Below are 11,734 nucleotides of genomic sequence, written 5' to 3'. Positions count from 1 at the left end.
ATGTACTAAGGTAAGGTATTATGACGGAAGAAGGAAAATCCCGATGGTGGCAGGCAAAAAGAAAGGTCATGCCTGAAGACGAAGAATCTTTTCGGACACTCGCCCAAAATCTCCCTGGTATTGTCTACCGGCTATACATCAGGGAGAACAACCGGATGCAGTTTCTCAACGATATGCTCCAGCCAATGACCGGATTCAAGGCCGAAGAGCTTTCGAGAGGTGAGTTATGCTCTATCGAACCTCTTATCCTGCCTGAAGACCGGCCCAAAGTGGTGGATACGATCAGGCAGGCCGTTATCCGTAATCAGCCTTTCGAGGTTGAATACCGTTTGAGGACCAAGGAAGGAGAGATACGGCATTTCATCGAACGGGGAAAGCCGATTTACGGGGCAGATGGAAAGCCTCTCTCCATTGACGGGATAATTATTGATATAACCGCGCGGAGAAAGGCTGAGGAGAAGGTGAGGCAATACCGTCAGCATCTTGAGCAGCTTGTTCAACAGCGCACTGCCCAACTGGCCGCAACCGGTGAACAGCTTCAGCAGCAGATCACCGGCAGACAGCAGGCTGAGAGGGAAATCACCCTGAGCCGGGAGCGCCTCCATCATCTGCTCAACTCCAGCCCGGCGGTTATCTATAGCTGCAAGCCATCCGGCGACTTCAAAACTACTTTTATCAGTGATAACATGAAGTTACAGACCGGCTATGAGCCCTGGGAAATCACGGAGGATACAAACTTCTGGGCTGATCACATTCATCCCGATGACAGGCAGCGGGCCCTTACTGACGCGCACCAGGTGTTCGAAACGGATCATCAGGCTCTCGAATACCGCTTTCAGCACAAGGATGGAAGCTACCGGTGGATACATGATGAGATGAAGCTGTTACGGGACAGGAAGGGAAATCCGTTAGAGATTCTCGGCAGCATGATCGACATCAGTGACCGCAAGCGGGCCGAGGATGAAACCCGTATTGCTTACACGGAACTGAATCAGATATTCAATGCCGCAGTTGATGGTATGTGTATAACTGATAATGAATTCAATGTGCGTCGGGTCAATGATACGTTCTGCAAGCTTTTTGGCATAAGCAGGAGCGAGATAGAAGGGAAAAACTGCTGCCAGGTGCTCCGCTGTCCTTTTTGTGATGATACCTCCCGCTGCCCGCTCACTTTGATCCATAGCGGACAGATAAAGCAGTATAAGGGCGATCTCGAAATAGGATGTATTAGCGGCAGGAAAGCATTCTGTGATCTGACGGTCGAACCTCTGCGCAACCCTGATGGAGAATTGATCGGGGTAATCGAGAATTTCCGGGATATTACCGAACGCAGGCAGGCAGATGAGCTGCTTCGTGAATCGGAAGAAAAATATTCGACCCTGGTCGAGCAGTCCAAGGATGTCGTAGGAATTATCGATGAGGGAATCATTAAGTTCGCCAACAGGGCATCTGCGGAACTGACCGGCTATGCAGTCGAAGAACTGGTCGGTAAGCCTATTTTCGACTTTGTTGTCCCGGAACTGAAAGAAGAAGCTATCCAAATATACCTGTCAGGTCTGGCCAGTGGAGAATTTCCTCCCGTCTTCGAGACAAAGGCTCTCTGTAAGGGTGGAATAATCAAGGACGTGGAAGTTTCCGCAAGTCTCATCCATTATCAGGGGAAGGCCGTGGCTATGGTTATTATCCACGACATCACCGAGCACAAGCAGAGGGAGGAAGAGCTGGAGAGGCTTCAAAAAATCGAGTCCCTCGGAGTTCTTGCCGGCGGCATCGCCCATGATTTTAACAACCTGTTGACCGCTATCACTGGTAACTTGTCCCTGGTTCAGGAGAACGCCCGGTCAGGATATGGTCTTTTTGGAATCGTGGAAGAAATCCAAAAGGCAGCCATGCAGGCCAGAAGCCTGACCCAGCAGCTCCTTACCTTTAGCCGGCAAGGAAAGCCGGTCAGAAAACCGGTGCGTCTTCCGGCGTTGATCAAGGATACGGCCATTTTCGCCGTGAGCGGCACCAGGGCACGGTGTGAATTTACCCTTCCGGAAGACCTCTGGCCAGCCGAAGTCGATGCAGGGCAGATCACCCAGGTCATCAACAATCTGGTTATCAATGGCAACCAGGCTATGCCCGAAGGCGGGATAATCGAGATACATGCTGAAAATATAATGGTCAGAGGAGAGGATAATCTCCCTCTCAAAGAGGGAAGATATGTCAAAATATCGGTAAAAGACCATGGAGTCGGTATCCGGAAGGAACATCTGCGGAAGATATTCGATCCGTATTTTACCACCAAGCAAAAAGGAAGTGGCCTTGGCCTGGCCATTACCTATTCCATTGTCAAAAAACATGAAGGGCACATTACGGTTGAGTCCAGGGCAGGAGCGGGAACCACATTTCATATTTACCTTCCTGCCGTGGCGGGAAAGGTCCCGGCTGAGGAGGAAAGGCCCAGGAGAGTGATGCAAAGCGGCGAGGGTAGAATCCTGTTCATGGATGATCAGAAGCTGGTAAGAGATATGGTTGGCAGGATGCTGACCGGCCTCGGCTATGAGGTTGTGCTTGCCAAAGAAGGTGATGAAGCGGTAGAGCTCTACAAAAGAGCCAGAGAGACAGGGCGGGCTTTTGCGGCTGTCATCCTTGACCTGACCATACCCGGAGGCATGGGAGGCGAAGAAGTCATTCAGAGACTCCACGAAATCGATCCTGGAGTGAAAGCGATTGTTTCGAGCGGCTATGCCGATGATCCCGTCATGGCCGAATACCAGGAACACGGATTCAGAGGTGTGGTAGCCAAACCTTATGAAATCAAGGAGTTGAGCGAGACGCTGTCCCGAATCATCCAGGAAGGGGAAAAGCCTTATTAGTGATCAGTGGTCAGTAAAAACCTGTGCCCCGCTGTGCCTGCCTGAAAAGTAATCGACCAGTATTCTGGGGTCGTTGCTTCCGATGCCATCGACTCCCATTTCCGCATACGGTTTCAACATTTCAGGACGATCGATATTCCAGATGAAAACCTTTATTGCTTCCCGGTGGGCCGCGTCAACTATGCCTTTGTTGACGAAGGCATAGTTCATGACCAGTGCGTCTGCGGACGCACTTTTGGCCAGGCAGGTGTCTACCGGGCAGCCAACCAGAAGGACGCCTGTCTTCAGGCGGCTGTCCATCTCCTTTACCCTCTTGACCAGGGTATGCCAGAAGGAAATGACGTAAACGCTGTCATGAAGTTCGCTCTTCCTGATCAGTTCGACCACTCCCTGCTCGGTGCCCTCCTCTTTCAATTCAACGATCAGACTGGCCCTGCCACGGACAAGATCGATTACTTCCTGCAGGCTGGGTATGCGCTCGCCCTTACCGGCATCGAATTTTTTAATCTGTGAAAGCGTGTAGTTGCCTACCAGTCCGGTTCCATTGGTAGTACGGTCAAGGGTAGCGTCATGGATGACTGCAAGCTCCCGGTCTCTGGTCAGATGAACATCAATCTCTACCGCATTGACACCGATTTCCAAAGCCCGGCTGATTGACAGCAGGGTATTTTCAGGCTCAAGAGCCGCGGCCCCGCGATGTCCCATAAGCAGCATGACAATCTCCTTTTTTCAGTTTTTATGGTTTTCTCCTTGTTTGTTCATCTTCTAACAAATGGGCCGGATTGTCAAGTGTAGTGCATTCAGACAAAGAAGAAACTAAACACTTCATAAAAAATATCAATATCTTAAGAAGTAAAGCGGGCACAAATTTCAAAAACAATTGTAGCTTATGGCTACAGTTTTATGAGCATAGGCATGTTCAATATACATTCAATACATGATTAATATTTATAAATATCAATAACTTATATTTTGGCATCTGAAATGCATTATATAGCTCTGACTGCTCCTCATCGATAAAAATTAATGGAGAATGGAGGTGGAAAAGCGGGAAATACGGTAAGAATCAAGAGAGTTACTAAGGAGATCAAAAAAAATGGAACATACTAAAAAATTAATATTTTTATTGATAATTTCAATTTTTTTGTTTACTACCACACCAAGCTATGCCACTCAATTTGGTTTTGATGCCATTAGTGCCAACTCGACGGTAGACCCTGCTATAGGAGAAGCGCAGCTTTGGGTCAATGTAACAGACAATGGCAGCCAACAAGTTTTATTTACCTTTGGAAACACAGGACCGGCGGCGTGTTCTATTACTGATGTGTATTTTGATGGTGATTCTCTCTTGGGGATAGCAAATATCATCAATACCCAAGGCCTCGTTCAATTTTCGCAAGGTGCCAATCCTTCAAACTTACCAGGGGGAGCACCTTATAATTTCGATGCAGACTTTTCCGCTGATTCGGATAATCCTATCTCCTCGATGGGTGTTAATCCGAACGAATCTTTAGGAATAGTGTTCAATCTTGAAAATTCTAAAACCTATGATAATGTCTTGGCCGATTTGTATAGTGGTGATCTGCGGATCGGTATTCACGTCCAGGCTTTTGCCGACGGTAAAAGTGAATCTTTTATAAATGAGAAGGGTAATCCTCCTGTACCCGAGCCGGCCACGGTTCTTCTTCTTGGCGTTGGAATTTTGGGACTTGGATTTATCAGCAGAAAGAAATCCTAGCCAGGTGAATCTGAAAGCCCAATCCGGGCATCGGTATTTCTCAAGATAACCGGGTCATAAGAAAAAGCCAGGGACCGATAAAGTCCCTGGCTTTTCATGTCTCCATGCCTTTCCCGGTCATTCGCCTTTGAAAAGAATTGTCTTATACCCGCCTGAATAGGTTGGGGTATCGTCAGTGCTTTTCTCCAGGAGGATCAAATTGTCTTCCTTATAGGTCCGCATGTCAACAGCCTTGATCTTGCTTTCGGATATGGTATAGAAATGATCGCCGATGTAGATGATCCTCTTGATGTCATCCTCATTGCCATAGTAGTAGTAGCCTGCTTTTGTAAACTCCTCCTGATCGTCATAGTGGGTGATGGCGGCTTTTTTCTCGAATCCGGTCTTTAAGTCAATGTTGTAGAAGTACGCTCCCTGGAAGGTATATTTATAATTGTCGTAACTGCTGGCTGAATCTTCGACCTCTTCCGTAACCGTAATGGGGAAGGCCATGAAATTCTTTGCCTTGCTGAATAACAGGGCTTTATGGTCCCTCAGCAGCTCAGAGTCAGTGTTGCGGAAGCCGATAACCTCCTTGTGCAATTCCTTTGGATGTGCAACGTCAGACACATCGAACAGGGAAATCTTCATGCCCAAAAGGGCTGTATAGTAGACCGCACCGGGTGTATGAATCTTGTCGGCGTCGATGCTGGCGTCAACCTCCCGGCCAAAGCCGATCAGGTGGTCCTCGTCGTAGGGGTGCAGGTATTCACTGTAGCCGGGGATCTTCAACTCTCCAAGGATCTTAGGCTTTTTGGGATCTTTCAGTGAGATGACAAACAGCGGGTCAACCTGAACGAAGGTCACCATATAGGCTTTCTCGCCCATAAACCTGACCGATTTGATGCTCTCCCCGCGGGCGATACCCTCGATGCTTCCCACCTGTTTCATATCCTTATCCAGAACATAGAGATTATTGCTGGAAAGGTTTTCCTCGTCCCAGGTCTGCCCCTTGGTAGTGGCTATCCTGAAGTAGTCGTCATACTCATCCATGGAGAACTGATTGAGGATCGTTCCCGGCACTTTGCCCCTGCCTGCATAGCTGATCTTTTCAGCATCGAAGCTGAACTTGTAAACCAGAGTATCGGGATTGGATGAATAATACCGGATGGACTCCCCGCTTTCCTCATCCGTATAGCTGGTCTGGGCAACATATAAATTGCTTATGGATGAGTAAACGTTCTGGCTTGACCCCAGAATAACCTCTTTGCCGATCTCGCCGTCAGGATCATCGACCGGAATTGCGGCCACGATAAGATAGCGGGATTCCGTGGAACCAGGGAAATAGGACACCCGCTCGCAGTCACAGATGGCCTGATCACGGGAAGCCTCCGTGGAATCGGCATACTTGGGAAGCAGGGTCTGGGGAGTATCCTCAGAAGCTTTCGTGTCCATCGGGATATACGGAGGATACTGATTCATGATCAGATAGAGGGTATCATCCACCTTTCTCGATTGCAGATAGTCAGCTTCAAACTTGACGTTTCTGCGCTCTTTCACGCTGCTGCGGTTGGTTATATCGTAAATAATGACCCTGGTCAGTGAGGTGTTCGGGATATAAGGGGGATAAATGGCAGGGACACGGATTGCAGCCGTGGTCATGACCTCAGCCTTCAGCGGACCGCCGCCGCTGCTTTCTTCAACCCGCACGGGAGAGTAGTCGCGGCCAATGACAATCAGGGTATTCCCATCGACGAATAACTGGTCGGGAGTAAAAGTGGAGTCTGCATAGTCGATCCTGGGCAGCTCCTTCATCCCGTTGGCAGGGTAAGCCTTGATAATCCTGACACTCTTTCCCTTCACCATATAAATATAAGAACCATCGTTCTTGATCTGATCGGATTCATCCACACCGGCTACCTGGATATTGGTGGTCGAATAATCATTCGCCCCGCCTGCCCCGCTCTCGGCCTGGGGAGCAAAGGCAGCAGCTACCCTTACGGCATCGACAGCCATACCAGTTGCAAACCCTCCATACGCATAGTACGGCCCGCTCTTGGCAGTGTTGGTTATCTCATTCAATTTCTCCCGTAATTTCTGGCAACTGGAAAATCTGGGCAATGTGTCCGCCGATGCTGTCACTGCCGGAAGAATCGTTATCCGGGTTGTGGCGCTCTTCCCGTAATTCTTGTCGCTGGAGGTCAGGAATGCCTCAACCGTATACGTACCGGCGGCCACTGACTGGCCCTGATCGTTTTTCTGGTTCCAGCGGGCGTGAAACTCTTTGCTCTCTCCCCTGGCCAGTTGAAGAGTGCCAAGGGCCATGGTATAGGCCGAACCCGAGGACATCTGCCAGACCTTGGATTTTCCGGCACTGGTGATGGTAACATCGAACTGCCTGCCGGAAGTAAAATTGAGGGTCACCGGCACGGTGTCCGCGTTGGTTACGGTAAAAGTGATCTCAACCGTCTCTCCCGCCTCATACTCGGCCTGATCGGTTTTAACCTGATAATCCAGTTTTACCACCTTCTGGTTTTGCTGGTCGGAGGGGAAAGTGATGGGCTGAGACCAGAAACTGCTTCCCCATCCTCCTGGGGTAATCACCGAAGCCGCAGTCCGGGACCAGGGGAGATATTGATCATTGCCAAAGGAAAACTGATTCACGGGAGACTGCACCACCGGATAGGCGGGGGAATAAGCGGGAGAAAAATAGGAAGGCGTGGCAGAAGGCCATGAGAGATTGATGGTCAGATTGATGGCTGGCCATGAACCTGCCGGGTTATAGCCCCAGGAGGAGCTTGAGCCCGTAGAGAAGGGAGTGAATGGGGATGAAACAAAGGATGTGGATGAGAACGGCGCACTGGAACCGGACCAGGTATTACTGACAGCCCAACTGGTGCCAAATGTATCGTAACTCAGATTATAGTTATAAGGAACGGAACCTCCTGTGGTCGTATAGAGCGATCCTTTATAAAACAGTGCCGCAGAGGTTCCTGGAAACAGCGAAAAGCCCAGCAGCAGAAAAATAATGAAAGATACTAAAGACACTAATGCTCTGTTACTTCTTTTCATCTTACTCTCCTCCTTAAAAGAAGCTGGCATGGTGGATAACTTTCTGAAAATGACCTCAAGTCAGCTCTCTCAAAGGGGATAGCCTTGAAAGCTATCCCCCGCCCAACTGGCTGGGCAATTACCCTGTCCAGCATTTTAATACCACCCAAACCCTGTATAATTCCAATTGCCCGATCCAAGCGGAGAATACGGATTCAGTGTATACGGTCGATAAGTATAGGTATTATAAAGTGTGTAAGGTGTATACTGCGGAATCGTGCTTACTTCCGTACCCTCCGAAACTGTGGTTGTAACTTCACCTCCCGGCACATAAACAGTGCGGCTCTGCTCGACAGTATACTCCTTGCTGTTTACCTGCCCAAAGGGATAGGTATATGCGGTATTCCCCCATAGGGGAGTTACAAAAGTATTACCATATCCGTATGGCTGATTAAAAGTATACAGACCGGAATACGAGGAAGGCAATAGGGATGAATAGGTCGGATAAGAATATACCGGGGAAGATATATAGCCCGGATAAGTACCAACGATGGTTCCAGTCCGTCCGTTCTGGTTATACCAGGGGTATGAATAATACGAATCATAGGTATAATAGGTATCCTGGCCGCAGCAGCCTCCTCCCCCACCCATGCTGCCCATGCCGCCATGCCCGCCGGCCATGCATGCTGGCGGAATGCCAAGCAGGATTATCCCGGTGCAAGCTGCTGCCACGAATACTATCAAATGCTTCTTACGTGCGGTGATCTTTTCTCTCAACATCTCTAATCCCCCTTAAAAAGTCATTTGCTGGTAAGAGTTTACTTCAGGACTGCACTTTAAACGTGTTCTAATAGTCGCTCAAGGCATCACCTCCCTCTTCAGCCCCCCTGGCAGGGGAAAATATCCAGTCAGATTCTCTTGAAAATTGATAAAGTGATAAAATAATAATGATAAAGTGATAATTAGACAGGCAAGATTATGGCGGATACACAAGATTGCCGTCATCTTGCTTGAATAGGGGGGCCTTTGCTTATTTCCTGCCTCGTAAGACGGCTGTACAGGTTGACTCGTTACGTAATATTTGCGCAGGCTTTGCTGAGCAATTCCTGAGTGCAGACTGACTATTATCTTTACTGTCCACTGACCACTGGCCACTGACCACTGTCTTTACTCCCCATTGCCAAGCAGACTGGCGATTTCCCCATCCCGGCGTTCACTGCACCAGGAGCGGAATGTCTGTCCCTTATGGCGGCGTGTGGTCTGGTAGGCTCTCACCAGGCTGGCTATGACCTGGGGCAGTTTATCTGCGGCTATCCCGGAAGCAATCTTGCGGGCAAAGGCGGCATCTTCACCCAGGTGGCCGCAGACGAAAAAATCATAAGCCTCAATCCTCTCCTGGCCGCCCCTGGCCGTAGTGCCCAGAAGTCCGATGTCTGCCGTCTGGTGATGGCCGCAGGCATTCGGGCAGCCATTCATATGTATCCTGATATGCTGGTCCCAGGTGAGGTTTTCTTCGAGAAAGGCGATTATTCTTTTCATCAGGGTCTTGGTTTCCGTAATGGCCAGATTGCAGAATTCCCTGCCGATGCAGACCACGCAGTCGCCGCTGACCGAAAGCTCTTCCACGGTCAGCCCGGCTGCGCGGATATCATCGATGGCTTCCGGCAGATGGCTCTCCAGGACATCCGGAATGACCAGGTTCTGATAACAGGTATTGGCAAGATGGCTGCTGCCGTACCGGTCGGCGATGTCTGCCAGGGCCAGCATCTGCTTTGCACTGATGCGGCCAACAGGTATGGGGATGCCGATGAAGCTGCGGCCAGGCTCCTTCTGCTGAAAGACGCCAAGGTGGTCATGGCCGCATTCGGCCAGTTGATGGGGGCTCGCAGGAGGGGGGATAAACGAGATGCGCCGGGCGATCTCCTCCCTGAACCTCTCCAGTCCCCAGTCGTCCATCATGAATTTCAGGCGACTGCGGCTGCGGTCCTCCCGATGGCCATAATCACGAAAGATTTCGGCCACAGCCACGGCCACTTCGAGCACCTGATCGCGGCTTACAAAAATATCCACCGGCCTGGCCAGATGAGGAGACCGGGAAAGCCCGCCGCCCAGGTAAAGGTTATAGCCTTGCCGGTCGAAGTTGCCGGGGCCGTGCGGAACACCGACAAATGCAATGCAGTTAATCTGTGCCAGGCAGCAATTGATCCCGCAGGCGGAAATGGAGAGTTTGAACTTGCGCGGCAAGTTCGAATAGTCTCTATGGCCGCGAAAATACCCGCTGACAAGCTGTGCATCCAACCGGGCATTAAAAACTTCCCTGCGGTCACGTCCGGCTACCGGACATCCGGTAACGTTGCGCAGGGTATCCCCTCCTGCGCCGATGGTGCTCAGGCCCGCAACCTGCAATCTCTCCAGGATATCGGGTATATCCTGAATGCTCAGCCAGTGAAACTCGTATGCCTGGCGGGTGGTGATATCCGAAAAGCCACGGCCGTATTCCCTGCTGATTGTTGCCAGCACTCTCATCTGCTGCGAGCTGTAGTGGCCGCCCGGCACATTAACCCTCAGCATAAAGTGGCCGGTTTTTGGCCGCTGCTGATAGACCCCATACCACCTGAAGCGGGCAAAATCATCAGCGGTTATGGATTCAAAGCCCTCTTTGGCGCACCGGTAGAGGTCATCAATGGCTTTGAGCCCGTCTTTTTCCCGTTTGATTATTTCCATCCGGTTGACTGCCGCCAAACCCTGACGCTCCTTTCCAGGGATACTTCTGTTGAACTAAAATCGGAACAAGCGTAAGGATTTCTTGACAGTCGAGACTGCCTTACGATATAAATAGAGAGCCTGCACCATATCAGAATATGCAACCTTGCATATCGGGCAACCGCGCATCCTGCATAAGCCGGATACCAAGGCTTTTAAATCTTTATCAGACCAGTTTCAGAGAATACCCAGACCAACCGTAACCAGGTCATTTTTTCAGGAAGGAGCAACAACCATGAGCCGAATCTATAATTTCAGTGCTGGTCCGGCAGTTCTGCCGGAGGAAGTTTTGAAGAAGGCGGGTGAGGAAGCTCTTGACTGGCATGGCAGTGGCATGTCAGTCATGGAGATGAGTCACCGGGGTAAGGAGTTTATCAGCATCGCAGCCCAGGCGGAAGCCGATCTTCGCAGCCTGATGAATGTTCCGGCCAATTACAGGATACTCTTCCTTCAGGGAGGAGCAACCGCCCAGTTCGCTGCCGTGCCGATGAATCTTTTGCGGGGCAGAAAGAAGGCTGACTATGTCAACACCGGCCAGTGGTCCAAAAAAGCCATAGCCGAGGCCAAGAAATACTGCGAGGTAAACGTTGCAGCCACCAGCGCGGATGCCAACTTTACCTATGTACCAGCTCTGGATACATGGCGGTTGAACAAAGATGCCGCCTACCTGCATTACACCTCGAACGAGACGATCGGCGGCGTCGAATTCAACTGGGTGCCGGATGCAGGTGATGTACCGCTGGCCTGCGACATGTCATCCAACATTCTCTCGCGGCCAATCGATGTATCCAAATATGGTGTTATTTACGCCGGTGCTCAGAAAAATATCGGGCCGGCAGGTCTGACTGTAGTTATTGTCCGGGAAGACCTGATGGGGGATGTGCTTCCCTGCACACCCACGATTTTCGACTATAAGACCCAGGCCGAGAATGACTCGATGTATAACACGCCGCCAACCTATGCCATCTACATCGCCGGTCTGGTGTTTCAGTGGCTGATCAGCCAGGGAGGACTGGAAACAATGGAGCAGAAAAACATCCGCAAGGCAAAAATGCTCTACGACCTGATCGATGCCAGTTCCCTGTATCAGTCGCCGGTAGCCAGAGAGAACCGCTCCCGGATGAACGTGCCATTCACCCTGAAAAAGCCGGACCTGGATGAACAGTTCCTGAAAGAAGCCAAGGCCCACGGCCTGGTGCAACTGAAGGGGCACCGGTCGGTTGGAGGAATGCGGGCTTCTATCTACAATGCCATGCCGGAAGAGGGTGTTAAGGCGTTGTGTAACTTCATGCGGGATTTTGAGGCCAGAAACAGCTAAAAAATAAAGGCTACCACCCAAGAT

At 50.4% G+C, this 11,734-nt stretch carries 7 protein-coding genes; 3 read left to right on the top strand and 4 right to left on the bottom strand.

Translation table 11 applies throughout. The annotated features are described in order from the left end of the window. Positions 1–20: 20 nt before the first annotated feature. Entirely contained in the window at positions 21–2,861 is a 2,841-nt protein-coding gene (locus AB1611_03495) for a PAS domain S-box protein (GenBank protein ID MEW6378657.1), read from the top strand. 3 nt (positions 2,862–2,864) lie between these two features. Here AB1611_03495 and AB1611_03490 read toward each other — a convergent pair whose 3' ends face one another. After that, positions 2,865–3,575 (bottom strand): glycerophosphodiester phosphodiesterase family protein, encoded by a 711-nt coding sequence (locus AB1611_03490; protein ID MEW6378656.1) that lies wholly within the window; start codon positions 3,573–3,575, stop codon positions 2,865–2,867. 382 nt (positions 3,576–3,957) lie between these two features. Here AB1611_03490 and AB1611_03485 point away from each other — a divergent pair, with 382 nt between their 5' ends. Further along, the gene (locus tag AB1611_03485; GenBank protein MEW6378655.1) at positions 3,958–4,599 is read left to right on the top strand and encodes a PEP-CTERM sorting domain-containing protein; all 642 of its coding nucleotides are present in this window, start codon (positions 3,958–3,960) and stop codon (positions 4,597–4,599) included. Positions 4,600–4,716: 117 nt separating this feature from the next. Here AB1611_03485 and AB1611_03480 read toward each other — a convergent pair whose 3' ends face one another. From AB1611_03480 to AB1611_03470, 3 genes are all read right to left on the bottom strand, one after another. Next, positions 4,717–7,650, bottom strand: a complete 2,934-nt coding sequence (locus tag AB1611_03480; protein ID MEW6378654.1) for a beta-propeller domain-containing protein — start codon at positions 7,648–7,650, stop codon at positions 4,717–4,719. A 135-nt stretch (positions 7,651–7,785) separates the two neighbouring features. Beyond that, positions 7,786–8,409, bottom strand: coding sequence for a hypothetical protein (locus AB1611_03475; GenBank protein MEW6378653.1), 624 nt, complete (start codon positions 8,407–8,409; stop codon positions 7,786–7,788). A gap of 387 nt (positions 8,410–8,796) precedes the next feature. After that, positions 8,797–10,371, bottom strand: a complete 1,575-nt coding sequence (locus AB1611_03470) for a nitrite/sulfite reductase (protein ID MEW6378652.1) — start codon at positions 10,369–10,371, stop codon at positions 8,797–8,799. A gap of 256 nt (positions 10,372–10,627) precedes the next feature. Here AB1611_03470 and serC point away from each other — a divergent pair, with 256 nt between their 5' ends. Then, a complete protein-coding gene (serC, locus tag AB1611_03465) occupies positions 10,628–11,710 on the top strand; it encodes a 3-phosphoserine/phosphohydroxythreonine transaminase (GenBank protein MEW6378651.1) in 1,083 nt (360 codons plus the stop codon). Positions 11,711–11,734: the final 24 nt, after the last annotated feature.

It is taken from the genome of bacterium (assembly GCA_040755755.1).
Classification (GTDB): Bacteria; SZUA-182; SZUA-182; order DTGQ01; family DTGQ01; genus DTGQ01.
This window is presented reverse-complemented; position numbering and strand designations above follow the sequence as displayed.

Excerpts from the sequence above, each read along its gene's own strand:
- serC (MEW6378651.1), top strand. The coding sequence starts at position 10,628 with ATGAGCCGAATCTATAATTTCAGTGCTGGTCCGGCAGTTCTGCCGGAG.
- AB1611_03495 (MEW6378657.1), top strand. The coding sequence starts at position 21 with ATGACGGAAGAAGGAAAATCCCGATGGTGGCAGGCAAAAAGAAAGGTC.
- AB1611_03480 (MEW6378654.1), bottom strand. The coding sequence starts at position 7,650 with ATGAAAAGAAGTAACAGAGCATTAGTGTCTTTAGTATCTTTCATTATT.
- AB1611_03475 (MEW6378653.1), bottom strand. The coding sequence starts at position 8,409 with ATGTTGAGAGAAAAGATCACCGCACGTAAGAAGCATTTGATAGTATTC.
- AB1611_03485 (MEW6378655.1), top strand. The coding sequence starts at position 3,958 with ATGGAACATACTAAAAAATTAATATTTTTATTGATAATTTCAATTTTT.
- AB1611_03490 (MEW6378656.1), bottom strand. The coding sequence starts at position 3,575 with ATGCTGCTTATGGGACATCGCGGGGCCGCGGCTCTTGAGCCTGAAAAT.